General features: G+C 56.0%; 13 protein-coding genes and 1 pseudogene. 3 read left to right on the top strand and 11 right to left on the bottom strand.

The window, feature by feature from the left end; translation table 11 throughout:
- Nucleotides 1-6 precede the first annotated feature (6 nt).
- The 11 genes and pseudogenes from LB462_RS05800 to LB462_RS05750 all read right to left on the bottom strand — a co-directional run bounded on the left by LB462_RS05800 (nucleotide 7) and on the right by LB462_RS05750 (nucleotide 13,264).
- On the bottom strand, nucleotides 7-210 hold the full coding sequence (locus LB462_RS05800; RefSeq protein WP_224506412.1) for a DUF1656 domain-containing protein: 204 nt from the start codon (nucleotides 208-210) through the stop codon (nucleotides 7-9).
- Entirely contained in the window at nucleotides 207-2,120 is a 1,914-nt protein-coding gene (locus LB462_RS05795) for an FUSC family protein (RefSeq protein WP_224506411.1), read from the bottom strand. Before LB462_RS05795 ends, LB462_RS05800 begins: the two co-directional genes overlap by 4 nt.
- Before the next feature lie 22 nt (nucleotides 2,121-2,142).
- Nucleotides 2,143-2,238: pseudogene (locus tag LB462_RS05790) on the bottom strand (cytochrome ubiquinol oxidase subunit I); the annotation flags it as partial.
- A 1,156-nt stretch (nucleotides 2,239-3,394) separates the two neighbouring features.
- The gene (locus LB462_RS05785; RefSeq protein WP_224506410.1) at nucleotides 3,395-4,426 is read right to left on the bottom strand and encodes an Ldh family oxidoreductase; all 1,032 of its coding nucleotides are present in this window, start codon (nucleotides 4,424-4,426) and stop codon (nucleotides 3,395-3,397) included.
- Nucleotides 4,423-6,456 (bottom strand): dipeptide ABC transporter ATP-binding protein, encoded by a 2,034-nt coding sequence (locus LB462_RS05780; RefSeq protein WP_224506409.1) that lies wholly within the window; start codon nucleotides 6,454-6,456, stop codon nucleotides 4,423-4,425. The genes LB462_RS05785 and LB462_RS05780 overlap by 4 nt, the downstream gene beginning before the upstream one ends.
- Entirely contained in the window at nucleotides 6,449-7,327 is an 879-nt protein-coding gene (locus LB462_RS05775; protein ID WP_224506408.1) for an ABC transporter permease, read from the bottom strand. Before LB462_RS05775 ends, LB462_RS05780 begins: the two co-directional genes overlap by 8 nt.
- Nucleotides 7,324-8,277 (bottom strand): ABC transporter permease, encoded by a 954-nt coding sequence (locus LB462_RS05770; protein WP_224506646.1) that lies wholly within the window; start codon nucleotides 8,275-8,277, stop codon nucleotides 7,324-7,326. The genes LB462_RS05775 and LB462_RS05770 overlap by 4 nt, the downstream gene beginning before the upstream one ends.
- A 66-nt stretch (nucleotides 8,278-8,343) precedes the next feature.
- Nucleotides 8,344-10,008, bottom strand: a complete 1,665-nt coding sequence (locus LB462_RS05765; protein WP_224506645.1) for an ABC transporter substrate-binding protein — start codon at nucleotides 10,006-10,008, stop codon at nucleotides 8,344-8,346.
- Between the two features lie 167 nt (nucleotides 10,009-10,175).
- Nucleotides 10,176-11,360, bottom strand: a complete 1,185-nt coding sequence (locus LB462_RS05760; protein WP_224506407.1) for a mandelate racemase/muconate lactonizing enzyme family protein — start codon at nucleotides 11,358-11,360, stop codon at nucleotides 10,176-10,178.
- Between the two features lies 1 nt (nucleotide 11,361).
- Nucleotides 11,362-12,468, bottom strand: a complete 1,107-nt coding sequence (locus LB462_RS05755) for a mandelate racemase/muconate lactonizing enzyme family protein (protein ID WP_224506406.1) — start codon at nucleotides 12,466-12,468, stop codon at nucleotides 11,362-11,364.
- A 73-nt stretch (nucleotides 12,469-12,541) separates the two neighbouring features.
- Complete coding sequence (locus LB462_RS05750) at nucleotides 12,542-13,264, bottom strand: GntR family transcriptional regulator (RefSeq protein WP_224506405.1); 723 nt, start codon at nucleotides 13,262-13,264, stop codon at nucleotides 12,542-12,544.
- A 109-nt stretch (nucleotides 13,265-13,373) separates the two neighbouring features.
- On the opposite strand from LB462_RS05750, the gene LB462_RS05745 reads away from it, so the two are divergent.
- From LB462_RS05745 to LB462_RS05735, 3 genes are all read left to right on the top strand, one after another.
- Nucleotides 13,374-13,706 (top strand): hypothetical protein, encoded by a 333-nt coding sequence (locus LB462_RS05745; RefSeq protein ID WP_224506404.1) that lies wholly within the window; start codon nucleotides 13,374-13,376, stop codon nucleotides 13,704-13,706.
- A gap of 1,108 nt (nucleotides 13,707-14,814) precedes the next feature.
- Nucleotides 14,815-16,113, top strand: a complete 1,299-nt coding sequence (locus tag LB462_RS05740; RefSeq protein WP_224506644.1) for a chloride channel protein — start codon at nucleotides 14,815-14,817, stop codon at nucleotides 16,111-16,113.
- 183 nt (nucleotides 16,114-16,296) lie between these two features.
- Entirely contained in the window at nucleotides 16,297-16,512 is a 216-nt protein-coding gene (locus LB462_RS05735) for a hypothetical protein (protein WP_224506403.1), read from the top strand.
- Nucleotides 16,513-16,625 lie beyond the last annotated feature (113 nt).

Below are 16,625 nucleotides of genomic sequence, written 5' to 3'. Positions count from 1 at the left end.
TATCTCCTAGGCCAACAGGGTTATCAGGCAGAAAATCGAGACGTAGAGGCTAAACTCGGCGATGGATGGGCTCACAAAAAGCCGTGTATACCGGATGCGACGCAGAATTGGCCTAAGTGAAACTGCAGCGGCTAAGCCGAAACATGCGTATAATAAGATTGGGGACAGCATCACGCCGCCGATCACGAGATCATAGTAGCGCGGCGTCATTGACCATTATCCTCATACGATATTAGCTCGTGCTCGAGAATCATGCCCGCGACCATCAGCGCAGCTGCAGCATCTCCAGTTGAAACATCGTCTATCTGGGAGAGCTCGTACGCCACAATTTGTAGAGACAATCCATTCGCTTCGGTTAGCGCAGACATTGCCTGATTGCGCAAGTGCTCTGGCATATTAGGCGGCAGTATCTCCAAAGCCGTGTAGGCGAGCCGGAGCGCAGATGCACGGTCAAAATATGCGATTGCCTGATCAACATGCTCGCGATCGGTTGATGCCTCACCGGCCAATCCCACCATCTGCCCGATCCGGACCGCATCAAGGAACATTGGCTCTTCTCGTGTTCGATTGTATCGCGGCCGTGCAGCTATCTCCATGAGATCTTTCCGAGCTTCCGCTAGGAGGAGACGCAGTTTGGCTGACCTAGAAAGGGGTGGAAGGAGTTGCTGACAAGCGAAAAGCAGGAACGCGGCCACGCAGAGAAAAAGACTGGCATACAAGAACGACTGGGGATCATAGCTCTGCGGATTGCTCGGAGAAAAAATCGCGACTGTGAATACGAGATTGCTACGCGCGAAGGATATCAGTCCTGGGCTTGGTATTGTCATTAGAAGAGCAGGAAAAATTACAAACGGCAAGAACCCAATCGCGAGCAATGGATACGCGGTCACCCCGTTTAGTACAACAAATTCAAGGATACCGGCGAGTAGACAACCAAAAGGCACGGCAAAAAGTGCTAGCATCGAGGCCGCAGACTGATCTGACGACATCGCCGAGAGACCTATTAAGATGCCCACGAACGCCAGTGAGACGTTTGTCGCCGGCCATCCCGCTATGACCAATACCAGCGCGGCCAGGCCAAAATATACGAAGGCTCTCAGACCATTCTCGAGGGCAATGCGATGTGACCTATAGAAAGGTGCCCGTCGTGAATTTAGGGGAAGCATTCCCTGACGCAGCGCCCTGATACTTGCGGAAACGGAGCAATCGCGCCGCCATGCCTCCGAGACCATCCAGTTCATGGCTCTCATTTTAAGATTGAAGAAACGTTTCTCCGTGGCATTTCGGTCAGCATGAGACGCTGGATCATCACTCAACAAGGGTTGGACGGCGGCCCTGAGTGAAGCGACGGTACGGGCCGCAGCCAATTCAAAGATGAGATCAACCATTGTCGTTCGAGCGGCAGCGCTTCGATTTCGACCAACGCTCGTTTCCGTGCTGAGTGTAGTAATCTCAGGGCGGAGGGCGGTGATTCTGTGAAGTAGTGCCCCAACTGTCTCGAGTGCAATCGAGTCTCCAGCGATCGACCTTTTCGTCAACTCCGCGATATCGCGGCGCAAGTTCTCAAGTCTGTCGGCGATTACAGGGTAATAATTGGGCGCGGAAAACACGGCATTTATCAATGACAACGATAGAATACCGATGACAATCGCGGCGCCACGTTGGAGTCCAAGGATGAATACATTTTGCGGTGTGTCTAGCTGCTCTACAGCTATAAGACAGACCGTAATAATACATAGAACGGCTGCATAAGTGCGAAAACCATCAAATAGAGATGCCATGTAGACGCAAAGGCCCACCCAAGTGGCAAGTACGAACAGAAGCAGCCATCCTGTCTGCGAGAAGAGCGCCGTGATGACGATGGACGCGATCACACCGATAATCGTGGCGATCACGCGATAGAATGCTTTTTCCAAACCTTGGCCCCGCGACGGGAAAGATAGAGAGGCAACCGTGAGCGCTGCCGATGCGGGGGATTCGAGTTCAAGCCAAAACGCCACGAACAGCGCCAGTATTAACGACAACCATGTTCGACCTGCAAAGCTCCATGCCTGAACGGGAAATCCTACGAAGGTGATGAGCCTTTGATCGATCAACGAAGGAGTAGCACCACTCTGCATTATCGATTCACTCCGACCCTTGGGCGGCGAGCCCGACGGTGAAGGCGGGAAAGATGATGTGGAAGGAAATGGTCACCGCGAATTGGATGCGGGACAGCAACAGAGCTGTGGTGTCCATCAGCACAGTACCTCTCTAAGTCCCGGATTAATTGTCTGGCTCGGGTCGAACGGCGAAAACGTGACCGTTATAATCCACTGATATCCATGTCTTGGTGTTAATATTTGCAAAAAAGGTGTTTAAAGAGTGCAACGACACAGCTGGGGAACTTTTATGTTTGGTAACTTTCGCCTATTTGCCTCCGAACGATTACTAACTATGGCCGCAAGCCCCCAAAGATAGGGTCGGACGGTGGTATATCGATTGCCTTGACTGAACGAGCGGGGGTGATCGCCAGTGCAGAGACCTGGTTGGTCTCGTTTGGCCAGATGTTACAGTTGAAGAAGCGAGCCTGCGCGTTCACATTCGCTCGCTTGTCGTGGTTTGGAGGATGGTCGCGAAGGATTTAGATACAATCGTAAATGTTTCCAATCGGGACTGCAGTTCCGTTGCACCATCTATACGTTCCTCCGCAACTAGCATCGCCCTTGACGAGATTGACCACGTCATCCGCAGAACGAACTCGCACGAGGACACGAGCGGCCCGAACACTACCTCGCCGAGCAAATGATCGTTTAGAATGCTTCGCCAGTGGCCTCGTAGAGGTTTGACCCATTCTCCGACGATCAGATGCTTTCCGTTCGGTGTCCAGCTCACGTCATTCATCTCCAAATTATCAGCGCATTGCGATCTGTATTTCACGTCTTGTGGGCGCCCCGCGTCGGCCCGTTCGAAGGCTTCGACACTTTCCGGAAATGGATATGTCCATGAATTGATTTTCTGTTAGCAAACTGCGACCCACGGTAGCCCGTTTTGCTAGATACCTCATGGAGGGTGAGACAAAGTGCTTTTGTCGACGCCAATTGTCAGACAGCCTGAGTCAGTCAGCGATGCCGCTTTTTAATCAACCAAAGCAAATTCTTATGGCTCGGACACTCATTCATTTAAGCCCGGTCAGGATCATTACGTCGGTTGTCAGCTTACGGGAGAATTGTTTCGGAGAGATGTTGCGAAAATCGGAGTGAGGTGTCGGCCCAAAAGCTGCGGACCGAGACAGCACTTATTAAGGGATTGGCAGAGCTCGAAGTGATCGGTGGACAGATTTTGATCTGTTCATGATGCGGTCCGACCGCTTTTAACTCGAACCCGCTCTACTGGTAGACCGGCCGAATCGGCATCAGCCTTTTAAAGCATGGGGCGATCCCTCTCTCGTGTATCGCTCGACAGTTTCGACCACAGTCGCCGGAACCTGAATCGCTGTGCCGTGCTTCCTGCGCGTTTCGATGCGGCGATCGCCGGGAAGGCGCACGGCGGGTGCTTCTTGAGCCGCACTCAACATCAACTCCAACCGTGCCGCAAAGCCGGCACCTGCGAACACCTTTGGATCAAGCGCGATGATCAGTTGGCCAGTTCTGGGTGGGCCCCCCTCGCAATCGCCAAATGACGACGCTTCGAACGACCAATGCGACCGTGTGAGCCCCGCTGCCAGAATATCGACCACCAGGGCAAGACCGAAACCCTTGTAACCGCCGATCGGCAACAAGCTGCCCCCCATCGCGGCAGCCGCATCGTTGGTCGGCACGCCATCGGCATCGATCGCCCAACCGTCGGGAAGCGCTACGCCGCGATTATAGGCATCAATCACCGCTACTTTGGCAACCACACTCGAGGATTGATCGATGACAAGCGGCTCGCGTCCTTCACGTGGGACGCCGAACGCCAATGGGTTCGTGCCGAAGAAGGGAGTCTTCCCGCCAAACGGCGCTATCGACGGCGACGCGTTCGCGGCCATTAGCGCAATAAGGCCTTGCTGAGCCAACTCTTCGACAAAATAGCCAAGCGATCCGCACGCATAGGAATTACCGACGGACAATGCAGCAATGCCGTTTTTCCGGGCTGCTTCGGCCAATGGTTGCAAGCCCAATACGATTGCGGGGTGGGCAAATCCGGTTGCAGCGTCTACCCGGAGAACAGCGGGCGAAAGATTTTCGAGATGGGACCGCGCATGGCCGTCTACCTTGCCGCATGCCGCGTGGTCGCAATAAGTTGGCAGGTAGGAAAGACCGACGATTGCCTGCCCGTCGCGCTCGGCGGCCGCAATCGATCTGGCAACTGCCCAGGCGTTTTCAATGCTGACGTTTGAAGAGATCAGGGCCTTCGCCGCCAAGGATTCAATTTCAGCGAATGTCAACTCTCTCAAATCAGTCATGCGTTTATTTCCTCTTGCGCGTTTTGCAGTCTTGCGAGTTCTAAATAGGGAATGTGGCATCGGATCGTGTGACCCGGTTCCGCAGTGAACAGCGGGGGTTCCTCCACCTCGCAAATTGCACCGATCTTGCGTGGGCAGCGCGTGTGGAAAACGCACCCCGATGGGGGATTAATGGCGCTGGGAATCTCTCCGTCCAGTCGTACGCGGACGCGCTCGCTCTCATCGAGTTTCGGCACAGCCGAGAGCAAAGCCTCCGTGTAGGGGTGGTGGGGGCCGGAGAATACACGCTCGGAGGGTCCAAGTTCCAAGATCCGGCCGAGATACAGCACGGCAATCTGATCCGACAGATAGCGAACCACAGCCAGATCGTGCGATATAAAGATATAGCTCACGCTCTCTTTCATCTGCAGATCGGCAAGCAGATTCAGAATTGCTGCTTGAACCGAGACGTCAAGTGCGGATGTGGGTTCGTCGCAGACGACAATACGAGGATCACCGGCAAAGGCGCGGGCGATTGCCACCCGCTGTTTCAAACCGCCGGAAAGCTGGCGCGGTTTCACGCTTAAATGTCGCTCTGTCAGCCGAACGGAATGAACAAGATCGACGAGGCGCGAGCGTAATGCTGGTCCGCTAAGACCCGCGAGTGTGTGCAGGGCACGCCCCATGATGTGCCGGATAGAATGCGACCTGTTGAGCGCCGAATCCGGGTTCTGAAAAACGATCTGCATCGCCTTCACCTGATCGGCAGTTCGGCTTTCGAGCTTGGGAGCAAGCGGTTTGCCCTCAAGCTGCATGGTACCGCCGGCATCGGCAGGAATAAGCCCGAGGAGCAGGCGGGCGAAGGTCGTCTTGCCGCTTCCGGATTCGCCAACAAGACCAAGCGTCTGACCCGGCAGGAGATCGAGCGACACGTCGTTCACCGCCCGCAAGGCGTGGCCATGGCTGGCGTAGGTCTTGTTCAGTCCTTCAATTCGCAAGACAGGTTCGAGCAAGGCGGCCGCGGACGAAGTTGAGATATTGCCGGGTGTCGTTCGTGGCAGCGACTGGGCTTTCTCGTGATAATGGCAACGGGACAGCCGCCCGCCAAGATCGTGTAGCGGCGGCAGTTCATTGTGGCACCTCGCGTCGGCGAGCGCGCATCGGTCAGCGAAAGCGCAACCATTGATTGTCGCGCCGGGGGGTGGAAGGAATCCCGGAATTGTATCCAGCCGTATCTGATCCTTGCGCTGTCCGCCCCGCGGCAGGCAACGGAGCAATGCAACCGTATACGGATGCCGGGGATTGTTGAAGACTTCCTCCGTTGACCCTTCTTCCACCAGCATACCGGCATAAAGCACACCGACCCGGTCACACATGCGTGAGACAACAGCGAGGTTGTGGCTGATGAAAAGGATGGAAGCCGACAGCTCCTGTCGAAGCCTGCCAATCAGATCGAGCACTTCGGCCTCGACTGTCGCGTCGAGCCCAGTGGTCGGTTCGTCGAGGATCAGCATCGTCGGGTCATTCGCGAGCGCCATGGCGATACCGACGCGCTGTTGCATGCCGCCCGAGAGCTGGTGCGGATATCGCTGCATCACCCGTACTGGATCGGAGATGCGCACCCTGCTCAGCATGGCAATCGCCTGGTCCGAAGCCATTTGTCGGGAAATGGCGCGCAATTCGAAAATCTCGGTCAGTTGCGGCCCGATACGGATGGACGGGTTGAGCGCCTTGCCGGGATCCTGATAGACCATGGAAACACTTTCGGCGCGCATCCGCCGCAGCGCTTCGCCGTCGAGCTTCATGACGTTCTGGCCCCCTAGAAAGATTTCTCCCACGGTGATGACGCCGTTCCTCGGCAGGTAGCGCACGACTGAAAGCGCAACTGTGGACTTTCCACAGCCCGACTCACCAACGAGACCATAGGCCTCTCCAGGACGAATCGTCAGGCTGAGGTCTCGAAGCACGGCCCGATTGCGCCGACTCACACGATAAGCCACGGAAAGGTTGTGCAGTTCAAGCGCGTTCTCCTTGATGGTGGGTTCAGTCATTGAGAGCTCCCTGAACTCCGTCGGCCACCAGATTGACGCCGACGACGAGCGAAGCGATGGCAAGCGCGTCGAACAGCACGGTCCACCAGAACCCGCCCGCGATCATTCCGTAATTGCTGGAAATACTCAGGCCCCAATCCGGCGAAGGAGGCTGAATGCCAAAACCCATGAAACTCAAGGTCGCAACCGCGAAGATTGCGTAACCGAGGCGGACAGTCGTCTCAACGAGGATCGGCGGCACCACGTTGGGCAAGATCTCGACGAACATCGTGTGCAATGCGCTTTCGCGGCGCAGTTGCGCGGCCGCCACATAGTCGAGTTCGCGTTCGGAAAGCACCGCCGAGCGAACCGTACGAGCAATGATCGGCGAAAAACTCAGGCCAATGACAATGATCACCGTGGACTTGGAAGTACCGAGCGCAACGATGGCAAGAAGGGCAACGATTACAACCGGGATCGCCATGAACGCTTCGAGGACACGACTGATAATGTCATCGACCAGGCCGCGGAAATAGCCGGTAAAAAGGCCGAGTGTCGTGCCTGCGACCGTAGCCAGCAATGTGGCAAGCGGAGCCACGGTCAGAATGTCGCGAGAGCCGACGATGACGCGCGAGAAGACATCGCGGCCAAGCTGATCGGTTCCGAACCAATGTTCTGCCGAAGGTGGCATGAGCGAGTTGATGATGTCATCCGCCAGCGGATCGTAGGGCGTGAAGTGTTCGCCAAACAGCGCGCAGAAGACCCAGAAAGCCACGATCACGAGTCCGGTCAGGAATGACCCGGAAAGGCTGAGTGAGACCAGTACTTCAGCCACGGGGCCGCGCGTGCTGGAACTCGGCAGCTCGGGTTGTTTGGCTCCGATTGCGCTCATTGTTCTGCCCCCAACCGAATACGCGGGTTTAGGACTGAATAGAGAACGTCGGCAACCAGCGTCGCGACGGAATAGACGATACCGATTGTCAGAATACCGGCCTCGAGGATCGGAAAATCCTTGCCGCGCGCCGCCGTGAAGATCAGCGAGCCTATCCCCTGGTAGCGGAACAATGTCTCGACAACGACCAGACCGCCGATCAGATACCCGGTTTGCGTGGCGATAACAGTGATTGTTGGAAGAAGCGCGTTGCGCAGGACATGCCGCCATATGACGACGCGCCAAGGCAGTCCCTTGAGGACGGCTGTTCGCGTGTAATCGGAATCGAGCGCCTCGATCATGCCGGAGCGTGCCATGCGGGCGATGTAGCCGAACAGCACCAGGAAAAGTGGAAGCGCCGGCAGGATCAGATAGTAAATCTGCGTGAAAAATCCCGCGTTCTTTGGCCACGTGGCGGCTATCGGCAGCCAATGCAGCCAGACGCCGAAAATCAGAATGAAGATGATGCCGGTAACGAATTCCGGCAAAACCGTTGCCGACAGTCCACCAAGACTGATGATGCGATCAATGGGCCGATTGACGTTCAAGGCTGCGATGATGCCGCCGAGTATTCCCAATGGCACGACCATGACGAACGCGACGAGTGCCAGCTTCATGGAATTGCCAAGCGCATCGATGACGAATGGCGCCACCGGCGCCCTGAAGATATAGGACGTTCCCATATCGCCCCGGACGAAACTTGAGATCCAATCCCAGTATTGCACGAGAAGCGGCCGATCAAGGCCAAGCGAATGGTTGAGCGCGTCGACGGCGCGGATGTCGGCGAGCGGTCCCAATATGGCGCGGCCGACGTTTCCGGGCAGCACCTGACCGCCCAGAAACACCATGATGCTCAGCAGGAACAGCGTCACAAGCGACAAAGCAATGCGTCTTAACAGGAAGGGGAGAATGGCTGCGCTCCTTGGTTAGCCAGCTCCCACGGGAGCTGGCTGTTGCAGGAAGTCCGTTCCTCCCGGTCAGGCCTTCGACGCGCGGTCGAGATAGTTCTGTGACATCGCGGTCGGTTGCACTCCCGTGACCCCCTTTGCCGCAGCAGTCAGATAGTCAAAGAAATAACCGAATATGACCGGCGTTTCCTCCAGAAGCAGGCGCTGGATCTTGCCGGCCGTCTGTTTCTGACTTTCAAGGTCGAGAGCCGCAATGTAGCCGGAGACCAACTGGTCATATTCGGCATTCTTGAAGTGCGCCGAATTCCACGTTCCATCGCTCTTCAGAGGTGCCGACAGATAGACATTCGGAACGCCCCGATGGCCATAGTCGGTGATACCCATGACCGAATCGAGCCAGTTCGACTTGCCGAAAACAGCGTCGCCGTAATATGCGCCCTGATCGAGGATGGTGAGTTCGACATCAATCCCGATTTCCTTGACCGCGTTCTGAATGAGAACTGCATATTCCGGAATTTCCAGATAGCGCTCCGTCGTCAGCGTGACCTTGAAGCCTTTGCCGACACCTGCAGCTTCCATCAACTGTTTGGCCTGCGTCATGTCCTGCTGACGCTGCGCGAGGCTCGTATCCGTCGAAGGGAAGACTGGAGCAAACGGACTATCATTACCGAGCGACGCGCGTCCCCGCATCAATCCCTTCTGCAGCTTGTTCCGGTCAATGCTCAAGGCGATAGCGCGGCGCACACGCGCGTCCTTGAACGGATCCATGTCCGTGCGCATGTGGACCTGGTGATGTGCGACTGACTTGAGACTGAGAATTTCGACATTCGGATCGTTGAGCAGAGCAACACCCGCCAATACCGGCAGTTGGTTGATGACGTCAACCTGTCCGCCCTGTAGAGCGAGGATCATTGGCTGGATATCGCCAAAGAAAGTGAATTCCGTACGCTCCGGCAGCGCCTTCTCACCCCAGTAGTCATCGTTCCTGACGAACGAAGCACCGACCTTCGGCGTATATTTCTCCAGCTTGAACGGTCCTGTCCCATTGAAATTTTTTTCGAAATCGCCCTTGTAGTCCGCGGGTATGATAATCGCGTTGTAGTTGTCGGACGACACAAGATACGGGAAATTGCCGTTCGGCGCATCCAGATGGAACTCGACCGTATAGTCATCGACTTTTTTCGTCGCGCCCTTTTGCAGGAAGCCGGTGAATACCGACAACGCATTGGACGAATTGGCCGGATCGGCGAGCCGGTCAATGCTTGCCACCACGTCGTCGGCCTTCATCTCGCCGCCACTGTGGAACTTGACGCCCTTGCGCAGGGTGAATGTCCAGACATCGCCCTTGTCGTTCGGTTTCCAGCTCTCCGCCAGCATCGGCTTCAAAACAAGATCGGGACCGTCGAGGCAGAGAAATTCGCCGACCTGCTGCAGCATCAACAGACCGCCAGCATCGGCAACGCTGACTGGTTCTATCGCGGCTGCAGGAACGCTGCTCGCCACGCGAATGGTCGCCCCAGGCGTTCCCTGCGCACGCGCCAGGCTTGGCATACCGCCGAAACCTGCGGCGAACCCGACGCTTCCGAGAAAGGGCAACGACAGACCGAGCAGGCTGCCGTGACGAATGAATTCGCGACGGCTGACCCTGCCGTCAACAAGCCCGTCGATCAGATGATTTTCGAGATCAGTCCGGCCACGCCGGAGAATGTCGAGAATTCGGTAATTCTTCATGATTTTTGGTCTTCCCCTGTGCTCTGGTTTTTAGCGGACGACTATTTCCCGGCGCCTTGGTCGCCGACTTGCCGGTCCGTCCAAGCCCGACACGATTAAAATCCCGTTTCCTCCGATTGTCGACGCTCCCGGTCTTCAATGCCGGTATTTTGTACGAAACAAATCATTGCTTAGTTCAAGGGCAGGCGACGGTATGCTCTCGGTTTTGCCGGATCATGATATTTGTTCTTCGGGCCTTTCTCCACGTAATCGCGGTGGCAGGCTGCCAGTCTGTCGCGTACCAATGTTACGCCGAGACCCGGGCCTTCCGGGACAGCGACCACATTGTTGCGGGGCGAGAATGGTCCGCCTTCGATGACGTCAGTCAGTTGCATGCGAAACAGCGATTGGTTGGGCTCCCTGATCCAGCCGAACGCAGCGCATAGATGAAGATATGCGGCGCTGCCGATACCGGAGTCACCACTGTAGCACCAGAAATCGATCGCGGCGTGTTCGCAAGCGCCAATGAAGCGGATGAGCCTGCCAATTCCGCCATGTACTGCCGGATTGCCGACGATTGCATCGGGTACCCGTAACTCTACAGCACGGGCAATGTCGATATTGTGTGTCGAAAATGGAATCGAGCAATGGCGGCGCAATTCGCGCATTTCTTCGATCGTCGCGACCGGGTCCTCCCAGTTGCGAACGTTGAGTTCTTGCAGCGGACGTATCAGTTGGCGTGCTGTCGCAAGCGAATAGGCCTGATTGGAATCTATGCGTAGCATCATATCGTTGCCCAGCTTCTTTCGAATAAGTTCGAGCATTCGCAGGGAGACGTTCGGGTCCTCGGTCGAGAACTTTCCTTCAAAGAAGGTAGTCCCATATGTCTCGTGCAGTTCCACGCAATAGTCTGCAACTTCCTCGGCGGTCTTCTCGCCTCTCTTCTCCGGTCCGTCTCCGCGCAGCGAGAAATAGTCTGTGAAAGGTATCTCCTTGCGCACGGCGCCACCAAGCAGTTGGTAGAGCGGCTGGTTCCAGGCCTTGCCACGCAGATCCCATAGCGCCATCTCGATTGCCCCGAATGCCATGATGCGATTGCGGTCATTGATGCTTTGAACGCCGGTCCAAAACGGCAGACAAACATTTTCCGCACCAGCGATATCGAAGGCGTCCCGCCCGATCAGCCGCGGCGCCAGCGTTTCCGTAATGACCGCAGCAGCCGCTGCACTTGGTGCTTCACCAAGCCCGATCAGCCCATCTTCTGTCTCGACTTCGACAATTGTCGGCGAAAACCCGTCGAGTTCGCCAAACACCCAGACGTATGGTGCTTCGAGTGTGAGGTTGATCGGCGTTGCTGTGATGCGGCGAATCTTCATGTCATTGGCTCAATTCGAGAAAAGGCTTACCGAGCAGGCCCGGGTCGACATCGATGCCAAGGCCGGGACCATCGGGAATACCAATCCGGCTGCCGATGACGGGCGGTGCGTTCCTGGCCGTACGGACGGTGACCCATTCATGAAAGGCGATGGCGTGAAGTCGCCGTTCCTCTGGCGTTGAGAGCGACAGATGTGCCATGGCAGCGGTGTCGATTTCTGCTCCGCCCGTATCCTCGACAGTGACCATAAAACCCAGATCGACCGCGAGATCGCGGATCTGGCGTGTTTTGGTTACCCCTCCCAGACGGGAGATTTTCAATGTCAGCCCGTCGGCAGCGCCTTTGCGATGAATATCCAGCATCTCCTCAAGCGAGGTGACGGATTCGTCGAGCACCATGGGTTTGTTGAGTGAACGCCGAACCGAAAGACAATCATCAATCGTGACGCAAGGCTGTTCCATCGTGTAGTCGATTTCCCGCGTCGCATCGGCGAATTGCCGCGCCTGATACGCGGACCAGCCGGCATTGGCATCGCAAAAGATGACTGTGCCTTTCGGAACCGACGCGGCGACCGCGGTGACACGTTCGATATCGTCATGAACGTTGCCACCCACCTTGACCTGGAGACGGTGAAAGCCTTCGGAGACTATTATTTTTGCATTGGCAATCATCGCGTCAACAGGGCCGTGGGTGACGACCCTGTATAGATCAGCCATATCGCTTTCCCTGCCACCGAGCAGGGTGACAAGCGGCACGTCTGCCGCACGTGCCGTCAGGTCAGAACACGCCATGTCCAAAGCGGATTTGATATAGGGGTGGCCCTTGAATACCGTATCCATCAGCCTGTTGATCCGGGCTAGCGCGCGCGGATCCTGCCCAAGAAGATGCGGCGCGATCTCTATCACACCGGCCTGAGCGCCGGCAGCAAAGGCAGCCGAGTAAAAATTTCCCAAGGGAGCCATTTCGCCCCAGCCGGTGAGTCCGGTATTCGAACTCATCGATACGATGACCGCGTCAAATCCATCCGCTCCGCGCCCCTTTGACATGTTGTAGCGGCCATCAACGAAGGGCTGCATCATACGGTAGGCTTTGATGGTCTTGATATACACGGCGCATTTGATCCTATGGTTGGTAAATGGAAGAACAGCCGGCCAGCGTTGACAGCAATCAGGCGTCGGAGTTTTAACCCTTTCCGCCGGCCGAACGCCCAACCGGCTCACTACCGGCGTTTCGTTTCTCAAGGCTCCTTGCGAAGGCAACAAGCTCCTCGAAGTCGAGGCCGATGTGAGCGCGGGCATGGCGCTGGGCAGCCTTCATGTTGTTGCCTTTGAGCAGCCGCACATATTCTTCATGGACGTCCACCGACGGAACTGGCTCGTTTCGCGCGCGCTGATGCAGGGCAAAATACATCTGCAGCCGGCTCGTCAGGCGCTGCCATGTGTCGAGCAGCAATGAATGATCCGCCCACTCATAGATCAGTCCGTGCAGTTGGAGCGCGGTTTCGATCTGCCGGGTCGTATCCTCTTCGCGTGTAGCCTGTTTGACAGCATCATGGCGACGGTCGAGCTCGTCAAAAAACTGCTCTGTCCTGTTGGGCCAGGTCTTTTCTATGGCGAACTCGTCCAGCACCTGATTGAGCGAATAGGCTTCTTCGATATCCTTGACCGTAACCTCGATGACAAAGGTACCCGCGTATGGAATGCTGGTGAGGATACCTTCCTGAACCAGTTCCCGCATTGCTTCGCGCAGGGGCGCTCGACTGACCCGCATTTGCTCGGATATGCGAAGCTCGTTCAGCTTCTGTCCCGGCTCCAGCTTGCCGGTGAGGATAGCTCGCCTGAGCAAAGAGACAATCTCTGCACGCCGCGTGGTATCGACTATCGGATCAAAATCAGTTCCACTCATTGGCTGAAAATCCTGTGCGCGTATTTAGAAAATCAGATTGTCGACAATATTGCAATAACAAATCTCGTAGAATATGGTTTGCCTTTCTCCCTGTGTTTCGGAGTTTGACGTGACTCTCACTGCCTCCATTCAGCTGGCCGCCTCAACGGCTACTTTCCTGCTCGCCGCAACATGTGCGAAGTCTTGGGCAATGGGCCCAAGCACGTTCAAATTGGTGCTCACGATCGTTTTATACTCCGTGGGTAATCTGATCATGCTGCGGTTGGTGCGGGAATTCGGAATGGCATCGGCATTCAGCTTATCGGCTGTCATCCAGTTGATAGCAGTCAATCTGATTGCCCTGGTTTATTTTGGCGAAAAGCTAACTTTAATTCAGTCCTTTGGAATTCTATGCGCAATATTGGCTGTCGGTCTGATCACATTTGGATCAGCAACAGAGTGACACCGCCTATGGAATAGCCTTGAACGAAGCCGCATTTGCGCATCTCAGCCGAAATGTTCAGGTATAGATTGGACATACTCTAAACCTCGTAGCCAAGCTTTCGTTGTAACCGTTCCTCAATCAGTCGGTATTCGAGTTCCAACAGCATCTTGTCTTCGGGAAATCGCTCATCTAGGAGAACCAGTCAACGATCTCTTGTCTTCGACCGGGATCGTCGCTGCCGTAATAAACACCAAGCCCCATGTTACAAATTGTACAGCATGGAACAAGTTTACACTGGCCGAACTGCTCTCGAATCTTTTGCTGACCAGCCCGCCGTTGGCGAACCGGTGAAGAACGTGGACAGGCGGTCGGTGATCGGAGTTACCTTCACTTGGCATATCGCAATACCCGCGCAAACCGCCTTTCAGTCCCATGTCGGCTGTATTTCTCTTTACCGTGCGTTCTAGCCACCATGCCTTCTAGCGCATATCAAAGTTGCTTAGCAGAATGTCGTTCATTGAGGTAAGCAACAATAAAATTGCTCTCCAAGGTATTGGCCGCGCCGCGGAACGGCTGGGTGAATATGGCGTAGACAATTTTTTACGCGGTTACCAATTCCGATCCAAGGCCAGATTTGTTTCGGGCCAAGGGCCGAATACGTCGGTCCGTCGCCTTGAACCAATCCGAACCGGCGACAGTGCTATTTCTCTTCAACTTCACCCCGAAGCACGACAATCTAAAGACCTGAGATCTCGTTGAGACAAGGACTGATGGCTCGAACTACGACGGGAATATTCACTCACGCTTCGAGCCGATTGGCGTTGGCGAGTTTGGCCGCCAACACTTTCACTACCATTCGGCAAAATCCGGGAACCTTTGACTGGGAATATCATAATGTGTCCAACAGGAGATTGGCCATGTCAGCGGTTATGAACACCCGTCCAAATTGCCGATCTTGCTTGGTCACCGCGCTCTGACGCCGGCACCACCCATACCCATCCGTGCTGGCACCCTAGGGCCTCCTGTGATAGTGGAACCGCCGATAGACATTGCCGTCGCGTAAAGTTCAGGATCCATTGTGCGCCCAATCTACCGAAAAAACTCTGTCCTGCGCCGGTCTCAGGCGATGTGGGGAAACAGGCGGGTTTGGCGGCCGCGACTGGTGTTTTGGGCCGGGGCTCTGGCAATTGGTGTCATCAGTGTCGCTTTCGCAAAACTCGCCGATATGGCGCAACATCTCTTTCACCTCATGACCGGGACATATGGCGGGACGACATTTGTGCCATTGATCATCACACCGCTTGGCTTTGGCTTTTGCGCCTTCATGGCGATGCGGTTTTTTCCAAATGCCCAGGGGAGCGGCATCCCGCAAACGATCGCAGCAAGGCATCTGACCGATGATGACGATCGTGCCCGTCTGCTCTCCCTCAAGATGGTCGCCGGCAAAATTCTGCTGACCGTCGTCGGTCTTTTTTGTGGCGCGTCCATCGGTCGCGAGGGACCAACCGTTCAGGTGGGTGCATCACTGATGTTGCAGGCGGCACGGTGGGGTGGAATGGCCCATGCGCGCGGACTGATCGTGGCCGGATCAGCTGCGGGCGTCGCTGCAGCCTTCAACACCCCGCTCGCCGGCATTGTCTTTGCCATCGAGGAGATGGGACGATCTTATGAATCGCGTGCCAATGGTCTCGTCCTGACGGCGGTTATCCTGTCGGGTCTCGCGGCCATCGCGCTTGTCGGCAATTATACGTATTTCGGCGAATCGGCTGGCGCATCGACCGGGTTTTCCGACTGGCTCCTGGTGATCCTGTGCGGCGTTGGCGGCGGCGCCTTTGGTGCTGGCTTCAGCGCGGCCGCACTCAAGGCTTCTCGCAGGATCCGCCGCTGGGCGATATCAAAGCCGCTCGACCGGATGATCCTCTTGGCTGTCACCTGCGGAGTAGCGGTTGCCTTAGTCGGCATTTTGTCTGGCGGAATGACCTTTGGCACCGGCTATGAACAGGCTCGTGGCGCGGTGGAGGGAAATGCCCTGCCCTGGTACTATTTTCTCGAAAAATTACTGGTGGGTTTTCTGTCGATGGTCTCCGGAATTCCCGGCGGCATATTTGCGCCTTCGCTTTCGGTCGGCGCCGGTTTCGGCAGCGCCGTTGGACAATTGCTCGGCAGCAATATCGGTCTTGCGGCAATCCTCGGCATGGCGGGCTATTTTGCCGGCGTCGTGCAGGCACCGATGACGGCCTTTGTCATCATTCTCGAAATGACGGGAAGCCATAACAGCGTCATCGCGCTGATGTGCACGTCGATGCTAGGCTATGGCACGGCGCGGATGATTTCGCGCGAACCGCTCTACCACGCCCTGTCCCGGGTCTTCATCGCTGATGCCATTCGGCGCAAGCGGGCGGAGCCAGCACCGCTGGCCGGATAAATCCATCAGCGCTTCAATCAGACGAGGCGACAAAAATGCGCCAATGTCGGCAGAAATCTCTGCTCACACTATACCAATGAGGAGCGGTAGTTCCGCCAGGCTCTTGATGACTGCGTCGGGCGGTGCTGGCAGGCGATCAAACCGCTGATCGTAGCGATTGCACCATGCGACCTGGAATCCGAAATGCGACGCGCCAACGGCATCCCAAAAATTCGAGGACTGAAAGAAGATGCGCTCCTTGGCAACACCGAGCCTGGCAACGGCAAGCTGGTAGACGGACGGGTGCGGCTTTTAGGCTTGCACTTCATCACCGCCAGCGGCGAGTCGCGCCCCAAAATAGCCACCGACGGACCCTGCTCCGAGAATCGCAATACGCCTGATCGTGCCTCCAGGAAATGAGAATGGGATCAAATATCGAGAACGCTGCACCCACTCACACTTAGCCGTACAATCGAGTTTATACGGCTTGAACGAATATTCTCGAGAATTCGTACAATGATGCCTGTGCTCGA

This window comes from Phyllobacterium chamaecytisi (genome assembly GCF_020164455.1).
Classification (GTDB): Bacteria; Pseudomonadota; Alphaproteobacteria; order Rhizobiales; family Rhizobiaceae; genus Phyllobacterium; species Phyllobacterium chamaecytisi.
This window is presented reverse-complemented; position numbering and strand designations above follow the sequence as displayed.

Excerpts from the sequence above, each read along its gene's own strand:
- LB462_RS05800 (WP_224506412.1), bottom strand. The coding sequence starts at position 210 with ATGACGCCGCGCTACTATGATCTCGTGATCGGCGGCGTGATGCTGTCC.
- LB462_RS05795 (WP_224506411.1), bottom strand. The coding sequence starts at position 2,120 with ATGCAGAGTGGTGCTACTCCTTCGTTGATCGATCAAAGGCTCATCACC.
- LB462_RS05785 (WP_224506410.1), bottom strand. The coding sequence starts at position 4,426 with ATGACTGATTTGAGAGAGTTGACATTCGCTGAAATTGAATCCTTGGCG.
- LB462_RS05780 (WP_224506409.1), bottom strand. The coding sequence starts at position 6,456 with ATGACTGAACCCACCATCAAGGAGAACGCGCTTGAACTGCACAACCTT.
- LB462_RS05775 (WP_224506408.1), bottom strand. The coding sequence starts at position 7,327 with ATGAGCGCAATCGGAGCCAAACAACCCGAGCTGCCGAGTTCCAGCACG.
- LB462_RS05760 (WP_224506407.1), bottom strand. The coding sequence starts at position 11,360 with ATGAAGATTCGCCGCATCACAGCAACGCCGATCAACCTCACACTCGAA.
- LB462_RS05750 (WP_224506405.1), bottom strand. The coding sequence starts at position 13,264 with ATGAGTGGAACTGATTTTGATCCGATAGTCGATACCACGCGGCGTGCA.
- LB462_RS05740 (WP_224506644.1), top strand. The coding sequence starts at position 14,815 with ATGTGGGGAAACAGGCGGGTTTGGCGGCCGCGACTGGTGTTTTGGGCC.
- LB462_RS05735 (WP_224506403.1), top strand. The coding sequence starts at position 16,297 with ATGCGACGCGCCAACGGCATCCCAAAAATTCGAGGACTGAAAGAAGAT.